Genomic DNA, 23,081 nt, shown 5'->3' with positions numbered 1-23,081 from the left:
ATGCATCGCGTATATCTCTCATTGGGTAGCAATCTCGCCAACCCACCACAACAAATTAATAATGCTCTGAAGAGCATAGCATCTATTAAAAAATCTCACATTGTTTCCAAATCTCTACTCTATGAGACTGTATCTTATGGTCCAATAAATCAACCTAATTTCTTTAATATAGCAGTAGCTCTTGATACGAATCTAAATCCTGAAACGCTATTGAGTCACACCCAATATATTGAAATCAAACAAGGACGTATTCGATTGGAACCTAAATGGGGGGCTCGTATAATAGATATTGATATTATGCTATTCGATAATATAACCATTAAAACATCTCAATTAACCATACCACACTATGATATGCATAATCGTGCTTTTATGATCATACCTCTTCTTGAGATTAATCCAAAAATTTGTTTGCCAAATGGCCAAAGATTATCAGCCATCCTAAATAATCTAGATTATAATACAATAAAAGATGTCAGAAAAATCTAATTTTTGTGACCTATGCCAAAATTTCAACTATAAACCAATTAAAGACTCTATATTTATAAAGATATCAATAACAAGTGTCGATATGCATATTAAAATATTAATATACTACTTGATGATTTTTCAAGACCTCTTACTCTAAAAGTGATGGCATTATTGAATGTTTTTGAGATAATAGAAAAATATTTATCTATAAAATTTAGATAGACTCTAATATCCATAACCCTGATAGTGAATATCGTACACATGTAATACCTAAATATATAATGTATTGACCAAACTCAGCGAACTTTTAAGCTTATTTATAATGAAATTAAATTCTTACACCATTGATGTATAAATATGATTTTTCTTAGAATTGTCTAACACATATCTCTTGTGTTACATACAGCGCTAGAATATCAGTTTTCTATAAGCTAACTCATATAAATTTATCATATTTATTTTAAAAGCATTAATGCCTGATTTATTAACGATCTGTACCTACCCGCAAACAAAAAACTCATATAAAAGCCCTACTAAAAATAATCTGAACGGGTTGCGTTTCTTCTGAAAATCCTATAAAAAATAAAATAGATTATAAATTATAATTTCTATTGATTAAATATTAAAAATATTTAGCAAATTCTGCTTTTAATAAAGAATAATATAATATTTATTATGCATACAAGAATTATTATATTCCCATTCCCTTAGTATCAGCGATATATTACTTTTTATTCAACAAAAATTGAACCACATCAGCGTATTGCTGAACATAGGTAGCTATAGAGCTTGTATCTAGTTTATCACCGTTAACCATATATTTTCCATGTATGATGATTGTCGGTACTCCTTTAAGATTAATATTTCGTGCAACTCTTCCTTGTTGTTCACATAATGCATCAATTACCTGGCTATTCCATGCAGTATCATATTGTTCTGCCTGTATTCCAGTTGATTGAATAAACACTTTTTTTAAGGAAACTCGATCAACAATGCTCTTGTTAACAAGAACTCCTTCAAAAATAGGCAAGATTGCTTTCTCTTCTACCCCCATCATCATAGCAATGGCCCATGCTCGAGTGAGGGCATAACCCATATCTCCACCAAAATTAATAATATGATACTTAATTAGTTTGCCGTGTCTTGGAAAATTCTTCTGAACGGTCTGATTAACACACCATTCTTTTTCAAATTCGTAACAATGAGGACAATAAAATGAAAAAAATTCAAGAACATGAGGCATACTAGTAACAGGTTGATCGAGACTGATATACTTTTGACTGTTTCTTAATAGAGAGGCGCTGGCATGAAAAGTAAACATAGTAACTAATAATAGTAATAGAATATTTTTGATTGCATACTCTCTTTTTTTCTTTAAAAATTGCATCATTAAATCCATTATCAATCAGATGTACAAGTTAAAAACGATTTTAAATTACACTATTATGCGTAAATGCTTGCTATACTATATCAGTATAATAATTTTTATATTTGATCACTATCTCTATATGTCAATGTTACATAACCACAAGAACTCTTAAAAGATTATTAATGAAAATAGAGATAGAATAGTGGATAAATTAATATTTTGGAAAGCTCTTATTAGACATGTCTCTTGACATCATTCTATTACAGTCTATATAATAAGTATATCATAAGTATATAAAATCAGTTTGGATTCGTTTAAATATCCAATAATCGCATAAATAGTCAGTATGGAAATACTATGACATCATGGTTTGATTATCATCAATAATACATCTAAAATCATAGAATCTATAAATTCTATATAAATCATTTACAAAAATTATCTAGATTACTATAGATACTCCGATAAGAAAACTAAAAATCAATGTTGGTAATTTATGCTAATCAATAATTTCTTATTATCATATAAATGATAAAGATTATAGAAAACGCATTAAACATATATGTTCATTCTATATTTACATAATTAGATAATAAATTATGGTGATTAACATATTTCCTTTTAAAAGTATGAGAAAGAAAATCATTTCTTATACTCTCTGAAGAGAAGTATATTCTTTCAGATTATTTTATAACTTGTAACAATTCTATTTACTAAACCTGCAACAAAATTAATATAGTTATATATTTTATATAATACTACTCTACATCAAATAAGTTTAAACTTAAATATACATTATATGTTTTATAGATAGGCAACTTTCATTAAAGCCATTACAGATTATATTTATATAATACCTAAAATAACACCGCAATATCTATTTAATTGTCTTCTATTTAATTTATATTATATTATAATCTAATGCAAAACGAAAAAAAAGAATTTTAGATATATATCTAAAATTCTTTTAAAGATAATGATTATATATCATTAAGTAAATTTTAAACTTCATTTAACGCATTTCTATAATATCTATATATAATCTATATTATAGTATATGTAACACAGCTACCAAACTTATTTCCAGCGCATAAAAAGATCATTCTCTAATTGAATATCGAATTGATCTAATATGCGGTTTACCGTTTGGTTAATGACATGCATTAAATTATCAGGACGATGATAAAATGCTGCTACTGGGGGCATAATAATTGCTCCCATTTCAGCTGCCGCAGTCATCATACGTAGATGCCCAAGATGTAAGGGGGTTTCACGAACACCTAAAACTAATCGACGTTTTTCTTTTAATACCACATCGGCAGCACGGATCAACAATCCATCCTGTGAACTATAGACAATACCAGATAAAGTTTTTACAGAGCATGGTAAAACTAACATGCCAATTGTTTTAAAAGAACCAGAAGAAATGCTAGCCGAGATATCACTGATATCATGTACTACATCAGCCATTTGATATATATCTTGTACTGAGTAATCACTCTCTAGAAGGAGAGTTTTAGATGCTGCTTTAGTGATTATAATATGTGTTTCAATATCATTAACCTTCTGTAAAACTTGTAAAGCTCGTATACCATAAATTACTCCACTAGCGCCAGAAATTCCAAGAATGAGTCTTTTCATATCGTATTCTCCTATACAACATGAACAACAACATAAGGCAGCAGATGCAATAATACCTTATTAATCAACCCGCATATTAAGCCTACCAAATGAATGCTTGATTAATCATGATTATATGATTTTTAAAAGAAGTAAGCGTTATTAAAAATAGCTATACTTGAATGAAATAATTTTTATCTAAACATATTTATTGGTATATTGTTCTAAACAGTTAATTTATTTATAGATTGATAAATGATGTCTTATAAAAGCTAAATAGTCATAAAACCTACGTTATAAATACTATTTTGATCACCAGGCTATTCTTATAAAAACTAACTTTAGATTGATCATAAAAAAACTAAAATGATAAACATTTTAAAAATATATATATTTATTTCGTGCAATAATTAAGTTTTAATATGAATTAAAAATTCATATTAAATAAATCATTTTGATAGATAGTTATCATATTATATATAGAATATACTATATTAGTACCATACCTACTAAAGAAAATTTTAATATTAAATTAACTACAAACAAAAAATCAAATTTTATCTCATAATTTAACAATAGAAATCAGATATATTGGGTACATCTGTGACAAAAAAATTAAAAATAATAATATCATAATCTCAAATGTTAACTATAAACAACATAAAACTTCCACAAGAATTAACTAATTCTCCGTTACTCATTCTAAAAATGTAATAACATATAGAACCACAACATTGTAGTTATAATCATGCTATTTTATGTTTCATTATATATTTCTAAGCTCTCCATATCATTTTGACGCTGTAATATCTTAGCATCATCATTACGTAGTAATTGCAGATATTCAAGGTACTCTTTGTCAATATCTTTAGTAATGTAAATACCATCAAACACAGAGCATTCAAATCGTTTAATTTCAAGATTATCTTCTCGAACAGCTTCAATTAAATCTTTTAGGTCTTGAAAAATCAATGCATCAGCACCGATTAGCTGACGAATTTCTTCTATATTTCTTCCGTGAGCAATGAGTTCGCTAGCATTTGGTATATCAATACCATAAACATTTGGAAAACGAATTTCCGGGGCCGCTGAAGCCAAGTAAACCTGATTTGCCCCCGCTTCACGTGCCATTTCAATGATTTGTTCTGAGGTAGTTCCACGCACGATAGAATCATCGACTAAGAGTACATTTTTACCGAAAAATTCAGCACGATTAGTGTTTAATTTACGCCTTACAGCACCACGACGCAAATGCTGCCCTGGCATAATAAATGTGCGACCTACATAACGATTTTTTACAAATCCCTGTCTATATGGTCTATTAAGAATGCGTGCCATCTCTAGTGCTATATCACAAGATGTTTCAGGAATTGGGATCACTACATCAATAGTGTGATCTTTCCATTCTCTAGCAATTTTAAGACCAAGTTTAGTTCCCATACGTACTCTGGCACTATATACAGAAATCTTATCAAGAAATGAGTCTGGGCGTGCAAAATAAACATACTCAAATAGACATGGATTACATTGTGGATTCTTAGAGCACTGCTGGCTAAATAATTGACCGCTCACTGTAATATACACTGCTTCTCCAGGTGCTACGTCACGTAAAATTTTAAAACCAAGCATATCTAACGCAACGCTTTCAGAAGCTATTATATGTTCAACACGACCATCAGCTCTTTGACGTTCACCAATAATCAATAAACGAATTCCATTAGGATCACGAAATGCAACTAACCCATGACCAATAATCATCGCTACACATGCATAAGCGCCACGAACCTTCTCATGCAATTCAGAAACAGCTGCAAAAATATTTTCTGAAGAAAGCCTGTGCGATTCAAAACGATTTATTTCTTGCGCAAAAATATTAAGTAAAATTTCTGAATCTGAAGTGGTATTTACATGACGATGACTATCTTCAAACAACTCTTTACGCAATATATGCGCATTTGTAATATTTCCGTTATGTGCAAGAGTAATACCATAGGGAGAATTTACGTAAAAAGGCTGCGCCTCAGAGGCACTACAGCTACCAGCTGTAGGGTAACGGACATGCCCAATACCCATATTGCCTTGCATGCGTCGCATGTGACGAACATTAAATACAGAACTTACTAATCCATTTGCTTTTCTCATATGAAAGCAGTTTAAATCATCAAGAGTCACGATACCAGCAGCATCTTGTCCGCGATGTTGTAACACTGTTAATGCATCATAAATAGATTGGTTTACTGGCATAAAACCTGCAATCCCAACAATACCGCACATATTAATCATTCCTCATAAGCTAAACAATAACACGCTTACCGTGGCATAAAAATTGATGTGCCTTTAAAATAATTTAAAATCCAATGCATTAGACATATAAACTTCGGAGCAAGTTGAGATTTTTCCCAATCTAGAATTGTATTAAAATCAGTAAATGTATCTAAAAAAAAGAGCATTAATGAAACAATTATTATACCCCGCAATCCGCCAAAGCACATTCCAAGGACCTGATCTGTTCCTGAGAATCCAGTCTTTAATACTAGACGCCCCATAATAGAACTTGCAATAGCTCCTAATGTTAGCACCCCAACAAATAAAGATGTTATAGCAATTCCATTGCAAACCAAAGTATTATGTAATCCTGCTATTGTTAACCAATTTGATAAAAAATTATAACAATAATAAGTAATAAATAATGCCAGACCCCAGATAACGAGAGATAGCATTTCTTTAATTAAACCACGCTTCAAACTTATAAAAGTTGAGCAAGAAATAATCGCTAATATAGTATAATCTATCCAGATCATTACACACTTCCGTTATAATTTTTAATTAAAAATATATCAGTATTTTTTCTTAAAATTATATATTTCATGCTTAAAATATATAAAAATATGGCAATATGTGCTTAATACTAACATCATTAAAATATGATATTAAACAAGAATATCCACGATATTATCTATAAATAACCAGTATTAATTTTTAAGTTAGCTTTTCTAGGATAACCTTTAGAATCATTTTATTATGTCATGTTACCTCTACTTTATTTGCAAATAATGAAAAATAAGATAAAATTTTAGCATTAGATATCTTTATTAATTCAAAACCATTAAAATCAATAATAACAATCTTGTTATGTTTTCACTTATATTATAGCAAGAAAAAATTATCTAGACATAGTTTATTCAAACCATGCCTCTCTAATAGTGTCTTTTTACAAATAAGATACCTTTTCCATACAATATACTTTCCTACTTAATATAACTAAAAATAAGAAAACATTAAAAAGTTTTCATAAACCTTTAATGGTATTATGATGATTGTTTTTCCAATATCACTAAACGCTGTTCTAGAATAGAGAGTTTTTCTCTCATACGTAATAAAGCTTGCACTTGAACATCAAACTCTGTGCGGCTAACTAAATCCAGTTGCATTAATTGTGACTGAAGAATCTGCCGAATTTTCTTTTCCATATCATACCCAACATCTCTGACACTAATCGGCATTGCACTATGAACCTGACGAGCTAAACTTTCAATTTTTTTTAAATCAATCATTATCGTTTACCTAAAAATCTCTTAAGGATAAATTATCGTACATACTTAGTTCTATCAAAAAGAACAATCAGTATTATAGATAACATTTACATTGTATAAAATACACCCTTCAGATAAAAACATTTTTAAGCGAATACATGATATAAGTATATATTAATGATTTAAAATCACATACCATGCAAATATCTAGTTTCACTATTAGCATAATTATATCGCCTAATGATATTACCACATTATACAAAAACTTCTTAGAAGCATACATGACTAATTCCCTGTATATTATAATACAACATGCAACCTTCTCTCAATGCTAAACGCTAATTATTATTCTTAATATTAATTCAGAGAAAAATATTCATTAGTACTACAGATAATATTATTATAACATGCAATATATTTTTATTTATTTCTATACTACCATCACATACATTCCGTTTATAATGGATATACTACGATAAGTAATATTTTTAAAATTTTTAAATATATTTAGATATTTTGTTTTTCAAGCGAAGACAGGTTAACTAAATCATATGCTTATTTCTCATAAATATAGATATATTCACTATCAGGTATGACTGTGTTATTCTATAAAAATTTTGAAATAAGTAACGAAATATTCATTTAACATATCATCCTCTCATCCATCCTTCTTATCTGATCTATCATTATACATCCTGACTATTATAGTCAGTAAACATACTTTATATAGAATTTTAATTTAATCAAGATAGTGCTTTATTGTGCTAACCAATTTTCTATTTGTTTCTGAATACCTACCCAATCTAACTGATAATCAATACGAATTTCGTCTTGAGTTCCTTGAGGAATAAACTCATCCGGAAAACCAATATTTAATACTGGCACTAATTTACGTTTAGCCATAAAAAGTTCATTAATTCCACTACCAGCACCACCTTTAATCGCGCCCTCTTCAATAGTCACTACTGAGTGATGATTCTCTAATAAACCCAACACTAAAGACTCATCTAAAGGCTTGACGAAACGCATATCAATTAATGTACTATTGATTTTTTCTGCTACCATTTCCGCTTGCTGAAGGAGCGTGCCAAAATTTAAGATCGCTAATTTTTCTCCTTTTCGTTTTATGACACCTCTCCCAATGGGGAGAAGTGATAGTGGCTTAATAGGCACCCCAATTCCATAACCTCGTGGATAACGCACAGCACTGGGTCCTCCTTGATGATGGTATCCAGTGTATAACATCTGACGACATTCGTTTTCATCGCTAGGTGTCATGATAATAATGTTAGGAATGCAGCGTAAAAAGGAGATGTCAAATGCTCCTTGATGAGTTTGTCCATCAGCACCCACTACCCCCCCACGATCAATCGCAAATAATACTGATAATTTTTGAAGTGCAACATCATGAATCACCTGGTCATAAGCTCTTTGTAAAAAAGTAGAATAAATTGCAACTACAGGGCGATAGCCGCCAATTGCTAATCCAGCAGCAAAAGTCACTGCATGTTGCTCAGCAATGGCAACATCAAAATATTGCTTTGGATACTCACGTGAGAAATTCAGCATTCCAGAACCTTCACGCATAGCTGGTGTCACTGCCATAAGCTTATCATCAGTTTCTGCGATCTCACTAAGCCATTGGCCAAAAATTTCTGAGTAACTAGGTAATTTCTCAGTATTCCGAGGTAATAAACCGATATCTAGATCAAACCTAGGAACAGCATGCCAACTTATAGGATCTTCTTCTGCTGGCGCATAACCTTTTCCTTTTTTCGTAATCACATGTAAAAACTGAGGACCGTCTAATGTACGTATATTACGTAACATAAGAATTAACTCTCGAACATCATGCCCATCTACTGGACCGATATAATGAAACCCAAATTCCTCAAATAATGTACCCGAAACAGGAATAGCTTCACAACTACTATCAGTTCTCTTGAAGATCTCTTTTAGAGATAACAACCCATGAAGAATGTCTTTACTAGTTTCACAAATACGGGAACAAGTTTTCGTAGGTAAAATTTGATTAAGACGATTATTTAATGCTCCTACGTTTTCAGAAATTGACATTTCATTATCATTAAGAACAACTAATAAATTAGCCTTGATATCTCCTGCATGGTTCATTGCTTCAAATGCCATACCGGCAGTGATTGCTCCATCGCCAATGACGCAAACTGTTTGGCGACCTTTGTCCTCTTTTGCAGCTGCAACAGCCATTCCTAAACCAGCACTAATTGAGGTAGATGAATGACCAACACTTAAAACATCAAATTCACTTTCTTCACGCCATGGAAATGGATGAAGTCCATTTTTCTGTCGAATAGTGCCTATCTGATCACGGCGGCCTGTTAAAATCTTATGTGGGTATGCCTGGTGACCGACATCCCATACTAAGTGATCAAATGGCGTGTTATAAACGTAATGTAATGCCACAGTGAGTTCGACCACACCTAACCCAGAAGCTAAGTGACCACTAGAACCGCTAACACTTGAAAGTAAGTACTGTCTTAGCTCATTGCAAAGCAATGGTAGGTTCTCTTTTGGTTGCAAACGCAATTCTTGTACTGTGCGTACCCAGGCAAGAGTAGGATACTTTTTAGATTCAAAGCTCATTAGCATCTCATGTAATGTTATTGATCACGTGTAATGATAAAACTTGCCAGAGCTTGTAACATGGTTGTATTATATTTCTGTTTAGAAAGAATTTCTAATACACTTAAAGATTTATTATAAAGATCTTTTATTTTTGCTCGAGAATTATCTAGTCCAATTAGTTCGGGATAAGTATTTTTTCTAAAACGACCTTTAGAAATAGTTCGTTTTTTCAAACTCTTACTATCCTTAGCAATATCTAAAATATCATCTTGAACTTGAAAAGCTAAGCCAATTGCATCAGAAAATTTATCAAGATCTGGAATAAAGGCCACACCAATATCCCCAGCCGTTAATGCGCCTAAACGAACTGCTGATCGTATTAATGCTCCTGTCTTGCATTGATGGATTCTCTCTAAATTCTCTATAGTAATCGTCTGGTCTTCCGAAATTAAATCTAAAATCTGACCACCGCACATCCCTGCTACACCGCTAGCATGCGCTAACTCAGAAAGCATAGCAAGACGGTTTGCTATTGTAACCTCAGGCATTTGAGAGTTGATCAATATAGAAAAAGCAAGTGTTTGTAAAGCATCTCCAGCTAGAATAGCAATGTCCTCTCCAAATTTATAATGACAGGTAGCTTGATCGCGACGCAGGACCTCATTATCTATCGCAGGCAAATCATCATGAATAAGAGAATACGCATGCATGCATTCAATCGCTGCCGCTGAAGCATCAAGCGATACGTCTTGCACATGTAACATGTTACCTGTTGCGTATACTAGCAAAGGGCGTAAACGTTTTCCGCCTAGCAATACACTATATTCCATAGCTTTAACTAAAGGGGTTTTTCTTAAAGGTAACTTAGAAAGGTAGTCTTTTAGCACTACGTTGATACGATCATAATGACTATTTAGTGACACATTGAATCTCATTACGTTTTCCGTTCTTAAGACAGCTTTAGATGATATCGTCACTGTACTATTATACCTCTTCGTCAGCTTATATCTATATCATCATTATATTTAATATACACTAATATACTTTGCAATCTTGCACTCTGTCCATCCACATTAAATGAAATTTAATATCAAAAGACAACAAATACAATATAATATAAAAGATAAACAGAAGATTATATACCTTATGTAACAAACAGAAAACTATTCTGTAGACTTAAACATCGCTATATGAGAAAATAAAAATTTATAGTATTTCATGTGATCTAACTATTATCACTAACACTAATCATCACTATTATAATTGTTTCGAGTAAAGAAATGAATAAACCTGCATTTATCATCACTATTGATACTGAAGGTGATGATCTTTGGAATAACTGCAATCAAATCACAACAAAAAATACTTATTTTTTACCACGTTTTCAAGAGTTATGCGAGACATATCAACTTAAAACGACTTGGTTGACTAATTATGAAATGACTCTTGACCCAGAATATATTGAATTTGCCAAAAACATTATTGCTAATAAAAGTGGTGAAATAGGTGCTCATTTACATGCTTATAATAACCCCCCTATATATAATTTGACTGGAGATGACTTACGTTATAAACCTTACTTAATTGAGTATCCAAAGAAGCAAATGAAGGAAAAAATCGTTTATTTGACGCACTTATTAGAAGATGCGCTACAAGTTAAAATGCATTCCCATAGGGCAGGTCGATGGGCATTTAACACATTTTACGCTCAGTTATTAATTGAACAAGGTTATAAAGTAGACTGCTCAGTGACCCCAAAAATTAATTGGGAGTGTTCTATTGGGGATCCAAAATGTTCTGGTGGTGTTAATTATCAAAATTTTCTTGATCAAGCCTATTTTATTGATGAACAAGATGTATCAAGACCAGGCGGCTCGACACTTCTTGAAGTACCGATAACTACTCAATATAAACATGGTTTATTAATCAATCAGGTGCAAAAACTTTTACACAAATTACATGGCAAACGGCATCATCCATCAGTGCACTGGCTTCGACCAAAAAAGGGGAATATAAAACAAATGATAAAATTAGTCAAAAACACTTTATCTAACGGTAAAGATTATGTCGAATTTATGCTACATTCCTCTGAATTAATGCCAGGAGGAAGCCCAACATTCAAAAATAAAAACGAAATCGAAGAGTTATATGACGACTTAGAGCAATTATTTGAGTATGTACATATACGCACGGTTAGCATGACATTGTCAGAATATTATACAAAAAAACTTCTTAGACATCGTGCAGATCCAACACTCTAAAATATTTTTCTCTCCTTAAATGCAGGGGTAACTACTATTTTTACATAAATTATATTTACATAAATTACATATACAACATTAAGCATCTATCCCACTATATTACATAGAATTGATTTGTCCATATTACATGCTGACATGTAATATTTAATATACTTATTATTAATATTCAAAAAATGTCAAACAAAATAAGTAGAGAATTTGTTTGCTTCAAATAAATAATCTGTGCAAAATATATGCCCTAATATTCTATAATTGGTAACTATAGAAAAGCATTTTCTATAATACGCAAAAAAATCTTTCTCTATAACTTGCGCCATAATTTATAACAATTAATGAGCCCATTAGTAGAACTGTCATGACCATTAACATCTTCCGCGTAAGATAGATCGAAAAGAATACGGCTTGCTGCTTTTTTACTCATCTCAACGCCCCATTGATCAAAGCTAAAAATATTAAGAATAGCTCCTTGTGTAAAAATTTTATGCTCATAAAGCGCCATGAGCGACCCAAGAGTATATGGAGTAATGTAACGTAAAAAAATCGAATTAGTTGGGCGATTTCCCCTCAGTGCTTTATAAATAATTGCCTTTTGATCTAACGAGAAATCACTTTGATTATAAGCGTATTCTTTTTTTATTTTTTCACCGGTTTTACCAAAAGCTAACACCTCTGTTTGAGCAAAAAAATTAGCTATTAACTTGTTATGATGTTCGCTTAACGTATTCCAAGATACTGCAGGTGCAATAAAATCGCATGGTATCAACTTAGTTCCTTGATGTAACAGCTGATAAAAAGAATGCTGCCCATTAGTGCCCACTTCCCCCCAAATGATGGGACTAGTCTGGTAAGATATTAATCTCCCGGCACGATCGATATCTTTTCCATTAGACTCCATGTTGCATTGTTGAATATAAGCGACAAAACGATGCATAGATTGATCGTATGGTAAAATGGCTTCTGTTTCTGAATGAAAAAAATTACTGTACCAAATGCTAATCAAAGCCAATAGTATTGGTAAATTTTTTTTTGATGGAACCTCATAAAAATGACGATCCATAGCATGCGCTCCACTCAGTAATTCTTCAAAATTTTCAAAACCAATAGAAAGCGCAATAGATAAACCAATAGATGACCATACCGAATAACGCCCCCCAACCCAATCCCAGAGCTCAAAAATATTATTGGTATTTACCCCAAAATCATTAGCCGCTTTTTGATTACTAGATAAAGCAATAAAATGCTTAGATATATCAACCTGTCTTCCTGAAGTTAAAAACCATGTACGCGCGCTACGAGCATTTGTTATGGTTTCTTGAGTAGTAAATGTTTTTGATGCAATTAAGAATAGTGTAGTATCCGGAGTTACAATGCTTAATACTTCAGCAAGATGCTTATAATCAATATTAGAAACAAAATGCATTCTAAGATGATTTCTATATGGTCTTAGCGCCTCTGTAACCATATATGGTCCAAGATCTGATCCACCAATTCCGATATTTACCACGTCAGTGATAGCTTTCCCGGTAAAACCTTTCCATTGACCATGAATTACTTCCTTAGCAAACACCTTCATTCTTTGTAGTACCGCATTAACTTGAGGCATAACATCTTGCCCATCCATAATAATCGGTATATTTTCACGATTACGCAAAGCAATATGTAGCACTGCACGATCTTCAGTGTAATTAATTTTTTCACTAGAAAACATAGACTTGATGGCATTATGTAAATTAGTTTCTCTTGCTAGTTCTTGTAACTTGTCTAGCGTTTCGCTAGTAATAATATTTTTAGAAAAATCTACAAGCATCTGATTCTGAAAAGATATGGAGAAATTAGAAAATCGCTGTGCATCATTAGAAAAAAGTTCACTAATTGTTACATTTTTCATTTTTTTAAAATGATCTTTTAAAGCCTGCCAGGCAGCAGTATATGTTGGATTAAAATTTTTCATGAAACTTACTCTTAATGCAGAACGTACCAAACAAGTTGATAATACATGGCTTCCAAACAACCTAATAGTTACCAAAATGATGGCTATTAATGTGATATTCTATAGAAACATTCTAATAATTTGAACATATCATCGCGCGCCATTATAGAGATATAGAAAAATAAAAAATAAAATTTATATGATGTAATTACCACTGTATGATGTCATCATCAATAGAAATAACCTAAAAATAAACTATAAAATATCTTATTTAAAATATTTAAGCGATATAGCGCGCAACAAAAAAACTATTTCATACTAATAAAACACTAAAACATTTTATTTTAGATCATGGCATAACGTTACAGACATAATAAGCAAAAATTTCCAATATCTTATTTGTTTCACTGATAAAACTAAATGAAGAAGGGTATTAAAAACTACATGAATAATGTTATAATGCAGTTTATTAGAGTTTTAATAAACTAAATATGGTATATTTTTAATATATAATTTTCACTCTATATTATATAATTTTTACTTTATATTAATAATATGAACATAACTGATATATAAACAGATAACTAAAACCTTATGAAGTACTTTACCTATAATGCAATCATAAAATATTAAACATAGCAATAGCTATGCAATTAAATCTATAAAAATCTTACTGAACAATGTCAAATAGAGTCATTAAGACTGTAATAACCATATAGTATATTTACAACAAAGAAAATTATATATAAATAACTGTAATATAATTGCATACAATCATCATACTGATTATCAATGTTTAATGAAAATATGAAAAGATCAACACATGCTACAAGATAAATCCGGAGTTCTTCTGGTAAATATTGGTACACCTGAAGCTCCTACTAAAACAGCCATAAAAAAGTATCTGAAACAATTTTTGAGCGATCAAAGAATCATTGATATACCACGATGGCTGTGGCTGCCCCTATTACATCTAATCATACTACCTACTCGATCGCGACGTTTGGTACAACTATATACCTCAATATGGATGAATCAAGGGTCTCCATTAATAGTGTATAGTCAAAGACAATGCTATGAATTATCTAAAAAATTAGATATCCCTGTAGCGCTTGGCATGAGCTATGGCAACCCTAGCTTAAAGAGTGCTCTGGATATACTAGTAAGGCAAAAAAAGGTTAAAAGACTGATCATTCTTCCCCTATTTCCGCAGTTCTCTTGTGCAACCGCGGGAGCAGTATGGGATGGAGTACATAAGGTGTTTTCTGGTTACCGAAGTATACCGTCAGTCTATTTTATACGTGACTATGCGCAAAATCCGACTTATATTGCTGCATTAAAAGCCTCAGTAATTTATTCATTTCAAAGATATGGTACACCAGATCTTTTAATTGTTTCATTTCATGGTATTCCAAAGCGTTTTGTTCATGAGGGTGACGACTACCCTGAGCGCTGTTATGCAACTTTTAAATTACTTATCAATGCCTTAGGTATGAACCTAAATACAGCGATGCTAACCTTTCAATCTCGCTTTGGATATGAATCTTGGTTGGCTCCATATACTCAAAATACCTTAAAAATATTACCAGATAAAGGAATAAAAAACGTTCATGTCATCAGCCCTGGGTTTTCAGCTGATTGCCTTGAAACTTTAGAGGAAATTAACATACAAAATAGAAAAATATTTCTTCATGCCGGTGGCACGCATTTTGAGTATATTCAAGCACTCAATGTTAATGAAGCACACATTAAAATGATGAAAGAACTAGTAACCCCTTTCTTTTAATGATTAGATACATAGAGATTTTCTATCTAATATTTAAAATCATATATTTTTAGTATTTTTTATACATTTAAATTCTTTTGCTTACATATAAAATATATATATTTATTTTTTCTAATTTGATGCCAAACGTAATAAATTCTAAAAAAGCAAAATTAATATTATTATTTAACTTTATTTAAAAGAAATATTTATTTCTATGGTAGAATATCAAATATTTATTATACTACGCAATAAGCTATTATAGGTAGTATAATAGGAAATAATTTATATATATAGATAGCTCATCTTATAGGTAGTTTAATTATAACATATGAAAAAAAAGAATAAAGTTATTAAGAGAATTGTTTAAATAATTTAAATTTTATTATGAAATGATTTGAGTAAACTGTTATAATTATAAAAATATACAATCATTTATCAAACTAATAATGACCTACCTAGTTAAGTATTTTATTTTTAAAAATTTTATAACCATTGATAAACAAGATTAACCGTAATGAACAATAATCATTAAAACTGATATTATTTATCACATAATATTATTAATATTGATATAGGTTTTTCTAATAACTAAACCTCGTTACTATATACTAAAATATAGTATGAATTTTAATTAATATACTATGAAGAGATTCTGCAAATAAAATATTACTATTATTTATATTAAATTATATTCAAATATTTAATTTATCATATATCTATCACTAGATATATTGTTATATAAATAAATAATTTTAATATATAAACATATCAATATAATATATCAATTTTTATTTGATTTCTATCTTTAGCTCTATACATTAAAAAGAAAATGCATAATATCACCATCTTGCACAATGTACTCTTTTCCTTCTGATCTGATTTTTCCAGCTTCTTTTGCTCCTTTTTCCCCATTATAATTTATAAAATCATCAAAAGAAATAGTATGTGATCGAATAAAACCTTTCTTAAAATCACTATGAATTTTACCAGCCGCTTCTGATGCTACTGTTCCAATAGGAACAGCCCATGCCCGAACTTCTTTTATACCCGCTGTAAAGTAAGTTTGTAAACGTAATAAATCATACCCAGTTTTAATGATACGCTGCAAACTAGTTCTTGGAATACCTAATGCACTCATAAACTCCTTGCGTGTAGTATTTTCTAGCTTTGAAAGTTCTAATTCCATCGGCGCACAAACTGTTACTACTTCTGCAGATTCTGTAGTAGCAAGATTATATAATTGATCAAGATATCTGTCATTTTTATAACTATCTTCATGCACATTAGCTACATACATACTAGGCTTCAATGTAAGAAAATTTAAATCACGAATTAAGTAAAGATCTTGAGCGCTTAAATTTAAAGTAGAAAGCATAGAAAAGTTTTCTAGATGTGCCAAACACTGTTCATAGATACCTCGCTTAATTTTAAAATCTCCATCCTTGTAGAATGCTTGTTTTTTTATAATACGCTGTAAAGCGCGATCACAAATTTCTAAATCAGATAAAATTAATTCACTCTTCACAGTGCTAATATCATCTAAAGGATTTACTGTATTATTCACATGTATAATATTATTATCTTCAAAGCAGCGAACAACATGGATAATGGCTTCAGTTTCTCGAATATGGGTTAAAAATTGACTTCCCAATCCTTCACCTTTAGACGCACCTTTCACAAGACCTGCGATATCTACAAACTCTATAGTAGCAGGTATTACCCTCTGAGGCTGTACAATCTCTGCTAATTTTTCTAAGCGTATATCACGAATCGCCAAAATCTTGCTATGAGGTTTTATAGTACAAAATGGGAAATTTTCAGCCTGTACATTTGAACCAGTTAACGCATTAAATAAAGTAGATTTCCCAATATTTGGCATCCCAATAATTCCACATTTTAAACTCATTACTACACCTTATATAATACCATGATAATAAGAATGTCACCTTTTAACCTATGAATCTAATAAATCAATCTAAATTAATACGCTATACTAAACTATGCTCAAAATTAGAATAAAATTCTATCCATGATGTTTCGAATAACGCATCATATTATCTAGTCTACAAGACTATCAAAAATCTTCTTTTAAAAAGATCAATAACATATTAGCGTCTGATGACGCATAACCAAAAAAAAATATAAAAAATATATTTTATTTTAACAAAATTTATATATCTATGAAATACATAAGATTCATATAATCAAAACTATTTTTACTTAATAATATATCTCTATCTACTACTTAATAGAGTTATTATCAATCAAGAGAAAATACTTTGAGATTTATTATCTACACAAATTAATCGAGACCACAAAAGAATCTTTACATAATACAATTATTGATTAAAATGTAATATAGAATATATTTTTTGGAAATAATAGAAATTATAATACTTTTAAGATTACTATTCTTAATCTAAGATTATACTAAGATTATACTATATAAATAGTAATATCTTAACAATAATTAAGCATATATAAATCTTGTTACTTTCTTATGCATGTAGTATAAAATTTATGTCATTTAAATGACAAAAAATTTTGTATTCAAAAAAATAGCCATAAAAATGTCATTTTAGCATCAAATTTTTTAATACGATTTGTCAGAATGTATATCAATATAATTAATCGCTAGTGAAAACAATATTCTTAAAAATTTTATACAAATTTAGTAAAATTATCTATTAAAATAATATTTTTTAACTTGCCTCTCAACAAGAAAACTACCTAAATGCAATAGTTAGAGAGAGCATGTTAAAATTTAATACATATTAAATATAGCGAGATATGTATATACATGTAAAAATAAAAAAGATTCGATTACAGCCTGCTTTCTCTCAATAAGACGCTCATTGCTTTTGATTCTTACAATGGAACAAAATATCTAGCTTAGTTTTCTATTTTAATTTTTAATGTATTCCTTAGCTTATGCACAATGAATAATTTTATAAATTTATCAAATAATCCTGATACCTAAAATAATTTAAAATTTACTCTTAATTAAAGAAATATCTTGCAATCTAGTGTAACCATTAGTAATAGCGCGATCAAATAATCAGATAAAGTTATATCTAACTACATATACATGGTACGACTTGAAAGTTTCTAAAAGACTCCTTGATAACATTTTGATGTGTATGGATGGATATAATAATACCAAATTCAGCCATAAAAACTATCAATGCCCACCAACCATAACTAATAATAACTAAAAGAACTCCCCTACCACTGGCAAAAAACCACTTACCATGCCGATATTGACGAATACGTAGTAAATAAAAAAACTATTATAAATCCACCTGAAAAACCCTGCCAAAAGTATTCTATAAATAAACTGCTATTAATAATCCACATATAATAAGTAACACATACAGCATAAGAAGAAATGTAATTCCTGCTAATTCTATCGCTTCAGCCATAATAAAAAAATAAAGTCCGCATACTTCTCAGGAAGTAACTCTAACTGAGATTGAGTTCCATAAAGCCAACCTTTACCGGGAATACCGCCAGAACCAATAGTAATTTTTAACTAAATAATATGATAAACTGATCTAAATAAATTACTTTAAAGAGAAAACAAAATGCGCATGCGATTACGTTGAAAATCACGCATGCAGTAGCACCATACTATAGGCGCAAACGCCGCAATAGCAATATTTGCTATTACAACCCAAATCCGGCTTATACCTGATAAAAATCATACAAAAAAACCAGCAATAGCAATACATATCAAAGTACCTAAATCAGGCTGAAACGCAACTAAAATAGTCTGAATTGATAGGAGAATTAATTTGATTATAAAACTATCTATGTTTCGTGGATACATATCACAATTTACACATCGAGCTAGAATTAAAGGTACAAAAATTTTAGCTATTTCCGATGGTTAAAAATGTATCACAAAAAGATCTAGCCAATAATAAACCTCTTTTCTTATTTGTTTAGATGCGTCAAAAAAATGAGTAAGATAATAAAAATCGCATATATATAAGGAGTCAATATCTCACAAATACGTGGTGAAATGTTTACCATAAGTATCATTATACCAATACCATACTAACCTGAGTCACTTTATGTACCATAATACCAAGATGCTGTTCACTGGAGCTCTACATTCTTAATAGACTCATAACTAATAATATATTAATAATTAAAAAAAAGAACAGATCTATATGCATGCGATTCAAAATACTTCTATCCTTAATAGTCAATCATTATTGGCTAATTATCCTCATAAACAAGACAACAAAATCATATACAAAAAACCTTCTAGTAATGATGCGCAGACATCATGTAATAATCTAAAATTTGACGTGTAATTTTTCCAACAGATATACCATCCCCGGCATTCTCAAGAATTATAGAAACTGCAATACGTGGATGATTATATGGTGCATACGCAACCATCAATTTATGATCACGGAGGCGCTCATTGAGTACATTAGCGTTATAGACTTCTGTATCTTTTAAATCAAAAACCTGAGCTGTACCTGATTTAGCAGCAATTTTATATGGTGCATCTGCAAAATTTTTTCTAGCAGTACCGTTGATGTGATTAGCTACACCATACATTCCTCTTTTAGCAATCTCCCAATATTCTCTATTTACCTGATAAATAGAGGTAGTATTTGTCTCATTCCATAATACCTTGTGATCCCCTTGTGTAACATAGAGAAAAAAATGTGGTGTTTTGATAGTCCCATTATTAATCAGGACCATAAGGGCCTTGTTCATCTGTAATGGGGTAGCAGTCCAGTAACCTTGCCCAATACCAACTGGAATAGTATCCCCTTGATACCAATGATTTTTAAAGCGATTTATTTTCCATTCACGAGTTGGCATAATACCAGAATTTTCTCCTACCAAATCAATTCCAGTCGGACACCCATAACCAAACTGCTTCATCCAGTTACTTAAACGATTAATGCCTATATCATATGCAATTTGATAAAAAAATGTATCAGAAGATTCTTCTATCGCCTTTATTACATCTAGATTGCCATGACCAGATCGCTTCCAATCTCGAAAGCGTTTAACAGACTTTGGTAATTGCCACCACCCAGGATCCAAGAGAGTAGTATGACTTGTCACTACCCCAGATGTTAATGCAGCAACAGCAATATATGGTTTAACCGTAGAAGCTGGCGGATAAGTCCCTTGAATAGCACGGTTAATTAATGGACGATTACTATTATTTAGCAAAAGCTTATACTGGTCTTCTGAAATACCACCTGCAAATAGATTTGGATTATAACTAGGCATAGATACCATTGCTAACACTTCTCCGCTACGTGGATCAGTTACAACAACAGCCGAACGGCTACCCCGCAAGAGAGTCTCAATATATTGTTGTAGTTTTAAATCAATACTCAGGTAAATATTTCCACCCGCCTGAGGTGCCATTTTGTCGAGTTGACGAACAACTCGCCCATGGTCATTAACCTCAACTGATGCATATCCAGTGTTACCATGTAATAAACTTTCATAATAACGCTCAATACCGAATTTGCCAATATTACAGGTCGCTATATAATTAGACCAGCTACCATTAATTGCCAATCGTTGTATATCTTGATGATTAATCTTTGACACATATCCAAGCACATGAGTAAGAACTGATCCATAAGGATATAATCGTTGCTGATAACCTTTTATGATCGCCCCTCGAAAGCGATACTGATTAACTAAAAATCTGGAAACTTGACTATCGCTTAAATTGGTTTTTAAAACAATAGAAGCAAAGCGATTCACTCGTTTTCTCGCTTTGTTAAAATCGTTTAATTCTTTAGTTGTCAAATTGACAATAGGCGTGAGTTGCTGCAAAATTAATGATAAGTTTTCAACTTTTTCTGGTATAATTTTTAGCTGATATATAGTTCTATTTAGCGCTAAAAGTACGCCATTTCTATCACAAATAAGACCTCTCTTGGGAGGAATTGGTATTAATTTAATTCGATTTTTATTGGAATGCGTATTATAATCTTTATAATGGATAATTTGTAAAGAATAAAGATTAATGAGTAATATTCCAAATAATAACAAAATTCCTACAAAAAGAATGTATATGTGATAAACAAATAGTTTTTTTTTAGCACCATGATCATGGAAGAAGCTATCTTTTGATTTCATTTGATACTTTAACGTTTATTATTTAATTAACTAATATAATGAACATTCTATATCATAATAAAAATTATTTATCGCAATACTCCGTACGATTTTATCTATCAAAGCTTTTTACTAAAGACATTGATTTATATTAAAATACTAAAAGTTAGCCAACTCTCCTCTATTTTCATTTTATTACATATTCGATAAAAGCGATACATTGGTGATACAGAAAAAACATAACGTCAGTTTAATCTGATATTCTTACCTTACAACTATCAATAACAATCACTATGTGATATAGAAATATTGCTAACATAAATCTTACTGGCTTCTTAAAATATCCTTAAATTATATATTTATACTAAAACATCTGCACTCATAGTTAAAATGCTCTAAATTTATAGTGTAAATTTAAAAAATTTAATAATTTTTTTTAACATAAGCATCATTCTTTACAATATAAGGATATATCATGAATATACTAATAATATTCATAAATCACAAAGCATGACCTGTTGTCATAATACATGCTCAGTATAAATAATACTGCTATTAATTTTCTAATAACCATTTCAATATTATGGTAGATTAATCTTTTTTATATTATTTTATATATTCTAAAATAAAAAAACTACAAGAAACCTTAATTTAATTCAATATTATATTACAAATTAACATTAAGCATATACTAATTAATTATACTAAGGTGGCTAAACAGAAAAGCGATAAATGCAATTGCGAGGATTTGTCATTAAAACTCATACTATATGATTCTTTATAACTATAATTGAAGATCGCATGGTTATTAGAATAATAATTCTCTAACTCACTATTAATTTTTAGATATTCAATAATTTTAGTTATTAATATAAAAGCTTAAAATAAATATTTTCTTATTTTACCATGGAAATATATTATCTGTTAATTAGAAAGCAAACATATAAAATGTAATTACTATTATAAAAAATATAATCCTAATATAATTAGTAATATATTCCATTAAACATAAAAATATTCTATACACTAATAGTACTCTCTCCATATGATCGATAATATAAAAAATTTTTACTTTCATTACACATGCGTATTGTATGTACTGTATAAATAGTAAATTTATTTATTTTTTACCTCTTTCATATAGAACAGTATGTTACGATTTAGAAAAAAACTTAATTAATTCAATTATTATTAATGCAAAAATATTCCATAATGTAAGAATGTTAAAAAATACGAATAACTTCTTTCCACTATCAGCTTTACGAGTTTTTTTCTGCTGCAGAATGAACGCAAAAGATGTTACAATCAAGACATAAGGACATAAAATATTTTTAACGCCACTCATAATCACTGATAAAACAATCATATTGTATAAAGAACACAAAGATTATCATTTATATGATAACTTTTATCT

At 30.3% G+C, this 23,081-nt stretch carries 14 protein-coding genes and 1 pseudogene; 4 read left to right on the top strand and 11 right to left on the bottom strand.

Annotated features, from left to right (window positions below; all coding sequences use genetic code 11):
• Window positions 1–489 (top strand): 2-amino-4-hydroxy-6-hydroxymethyldihydropteridine diphosphokinase, encoded by a 489-nt coding sequence (gene folK, locus ERCISPPA3004_RS01185; RefSeq protein ID WP_157990310.1) that lies wholly within the window; start codon window positions 1–3, stop codon window positions 487–489.
• A gap of 706 nt (window positions 490–1,195) precedes the next feature.
• Here folK and ERCISPPA3004_RS01180 read toward each other — a convergent pair.
• From ERCISPPA3004_RS01180 to ispA, 7 genes are all read right to left on the bottom strand, one after another.
• Window positions 1,196–1,858, bottom strand: coding sequence for a DsbA family protein (locus tag ERCISPPA3004_RS01180; RefSeq protein WP_331905061.1), 663 nt, complete (start codon window positions 1,856–1,858; stop codon window positions 1,196–1,198).
• Window positions 1,859–2,917: 1,059 nt separating this feature from the next.
• The gene (locus ERCISPPA3004_RS01175) at window positions 2,918–3,481 is read right to left on the bottom strand and encodes a UbiX family flavin prenyltransferase (RefSeq protein ID WP_157990309.1); all 564 of its coding nucleotides are present in this window, start codon (window positions 3,479–3,481) and stop codon (window positions 2,918–2,920) included.
• A 735-nt stretch (window positions 3,482–4,216) separates the two neighbouring features.
• Window positions 4,217–5,734, bottom strand: a complete 1,518-nt coding sequence (gene purF / locus ERCISPPA3004_RS01170) for an amidophosphoribosyltransferase (RefSeq protein WP_157990672.1) — start codon at window positions 5,732–5,734, stop codon at window positions 4,217–4,219.
• A gap of 35 nt (window positions 5,735–5,769) precedes the next feature.
• Entirely contained in the window at window positions 5,770–6,261 is a 492-nt protein-coding gene (locus ERCISPPA3004_RS01165) for a CvpA family protein (protein ID WP_157990308.1), read from the bottom strand.
• Window positions 6,262–6,768: 507 nt separating this feature from the next.
• On the bottom strand, window positions 6,769–7,014 hold the full coding sequence (ubiK, locus tag ERCISPPA3004_RS01160; RefSeq protein ID WP_157990307.1) for a ubiquinone biosynthesis accessory factor UbiK: 246 nt from the start codon (window positions 7,012–7,014) through the stop codon (window positions 6,769–6,771).
• Between the two features lie 735 nt (window positions 7,015–7,749).
• Window positions 7,750–9,615: a 1-deoxy-D-xylulose-5-phosphate synthase gene (gene dxs / locus ERCISPPA3004_RS01155; protein WP_157990306.1), complete on the bottom strand. Its 1,866-nt coding sequence runs from the start codon at window positions 9,613–9,615 to the stop codon at window positions 7,750–7,752.
• Window positions 9,616–9,632: 17 nt separating this feature from the next.
• Entirely contained in the window at window positions 9,633–10,532 is a 900-nt protein-coding gene (gene ispA / locus ERCISPPA3004_RS01150; RefSeq protein ID WP_157990305.1) for a (2E,6E)-farnesyl diphosphate synthase, read from the bottom strand.
• Between the two features lie 345 nt (window positions 10,533–10,877).
• Between ispA and ERCISPPA3004_RS01145 the strand changes: the two genes are divergently transcribed.
• The gene (locus ERCISPPA3004_RS01145) at window positions 10,878–11,858 is read left to right on the top strand and encodes a polysaccharide deacetylase family protein (protein ID WP_157990304.1); all 981 of its coding nucleotides are present in this window, start codon (window positions 10,878–10,880) and stop codon (window positions 11,856–11,858) included.
• A 301-nt stretch (window positions 11,859–12,159) separates the two neighbouring features.
• On the opposite strand, the gene pgi is transcribed toward ERCISPPA3004_RS01145, so the two are convergent.
• Window positions 12,160–13,809 carry a glucose-6-phosphate isomerase gene (pgi, locus tag ERCISPPA3004_RS01140; protein WP_157990303.1) on the bottom strand — a complete coding sequence of 550 codons (1,650 nt, stop codon included), beginning with the start codon at window positions 13,807–13,809 and terminating at the stop codon, window positions 12,160–12,162.
• Here pgi and ERCISPPA3004_RS03400 point away from each other — a divergent pair.
• Window positions 13,808–13,933, top strand: a complete 126-nt coding sequence (locus tag ERCISPPA3004_RS03400; RefSeq protein ID WP_269472393.1) for a hypothetical protein — start codon at window positions 13,808–13,810, stop codon at window positions 13,931–13,933. The two genes, pgi and ERCISPPA3004_RS03400, sit on opposite strands and share 2 nt — an antisense overlap.
• Window positions 13,934–14,611: 678 nt before the next feature.
• A complete protein-coding gene (gene hemH, locus ERCISPPA3004_RS01135) occupies window positions 14,612–15,574 on the top strand; it encodes a ferrochelatase (protein WP_157990302.1) in 963 nt (320 codons plus the stop codon).
• Window positions 15,575–16,367: 793 nt separating this feature from the next.
• On the opposite strand, the gene ychF is transcribed toward hemH, so the two are convergent.
• The 3 genes and pseudogenes from ychF to mrdA all read right to left on the bottom strand — a co-directional run bounded on the left by ychF (window position 16,368) and on the right by mrdA (window position 21,688).
• A complete protein-coding gene (ychF, locus tag ERCISPPA3004_RS01130) occupies window positions 16,368–17,462 on the bottom strand; it encodes a redox-regulated ATPase YchF (protein WP_157990301.1) in 1,095 nt (364 codons plus the stop codon).
• Between the two features lie 1,168 nt (window positions 17,463–18,630).
• Window positions 18,631–19,737, bottom strand: a pseudogene (locus tag ERCISPPA3004_RS01125) (FtsW/RodA/SpoVE family cell cycle protein).
• A gap of 91 nt (window positions 19,738–19,828) precedes the next feature.
• On the bottom strand, window positions 19,829–21,688 hold the full coding sequence (gene mrdA / locus ERCISPPA3004_RS01120) for a peptidoglycan DD-transpeptidase MrdA (RefSeq protein ID WP_157990300.1): 1,860 nt from the start codon (window positions 21,686–21,688) through the stop codon (window positions 19,829–19,831).
• Between the last annotated feature and the right edge of the window lie 1,393 nt (window positions 21,689–23,081).

Origin of the sequence: Candidatus Erwinia haradaeae, assembly GCF_900698995.1 — a bacterium.
Lineage (GTDB): Bacteria > Pseudomonadota > Gammaproteobacteria > Enterobacterales > Enterobacteriaceae > Erwinia_E > Erwinia_E haradaeae_C.
The sequence above is the reverse complement of the archived record's forward strand: the minus strand, read 5'-3'. Positions and strand labels throughout refer to the sequence as shown.

What these genes read in the sequence shown, in the direction of transcription:
- folK (WP_157990310.1), top strand. Translation starts at nt 1, where the DNA reads ATGCATCGCGTATATCTCTCATTGGGTAGCAATCTCGCCAACCCACCA.
- ERCISPPA3004_RS01180 (WP_331905061.1), bottom strand. Translation starts at nt 1,858, where the DNA reads ATGCAATTTTTAAAGAAAAAAAGAGAGTATGCAATCAAAAATATTCTA.
- ERCISPPA3004_RS01175 (WP_157990309.1), bottom strand. Translation starts at nt 3,481, where the DNA reads ATGAAAAGACTCATTCTTGGAATTTCTGGCGCTAGTGGAGTAATTTAT.
- purF (WP_157990672.1), bottom strand. Translation starts at nt 5,734, where the DNA reads ATGTGCGGTATTGTTGGGATTGCAGGTTTTATGCCAGTAAACCAATCT.
- ERCISPPA3004_RS01165 (WP_157990308.1), bottom strand. Translation starts at nt 6,261, where the DNA reads ATGATCTGGATAGATTATACTATATTAGCGATTATTTCTTGCTCAACT.
- ubiK (WP_157990307.1), bottom strand. Translation starts at nt 7,014, where the DNA reads ATGATTGATTTAAAAAAAATTGAAAGTTTAGCTCGTCAGGTTCATAGT.
- dxs (WP_157990306.1), bottom strand. Translation starts at nt 9,615, where the DNA reads ATGAGCTTTGAATCTAAAAAGTATCCTACTCTTGCCTGGGTACGCACA.
- ispA (WP_157990305.1), bottom strand. Translation starts at nt 10,532, where the DNA reads ATGAGATTCAATGTGTCACTAAATAGTCATTATGATCGTATCAACGTA.
- ERCISPPA3004_RS01145 (WP_157990304.1), top strand. Translation starts at nt 10,878, where the DNA reads ATGAATAAACCTGCATTTATCATCACTATTGATACTGAAGGTGATGAT.
- ERCISPPA3004_RS03400 (WP_269472393.1), top strand. Translation starts at nt 13,808, where the DNA reads ATGAAACTTACTCTTAATGCAGAACGTACCAAACAAGTTGATAATACA.
- pgi (WP_157990303.1), bottom strand. Translation starts at nt 13,809, where the DNA reads ATGAAAAATTTTAATCCAACATATACTGCTGCCTGGCAGGCTTTAAAA.
- hemH (WP_157990302.1), top strand. Translation starts at nt 14,612, where the DNA reads ATGCTACAAGATAAATCCGGAGTTCTTCTGGTAAATATTGGTACACCT.
- ychF (WP_157990301.1), bottom strand. Translation starts at nt 17,462, where the DNA reads ATGAGTTTAAAATGTGGAATTATTGGGATGCCAAATATTGGGAAATCT.
- mrdA (WP_157990300.1), bottom strand. Translation starts at nt 21,688, where the DNA reads ATGAAATCAAAAGATAGCTTCTTCCATGATCATGGTGCTAAAAAAAAA.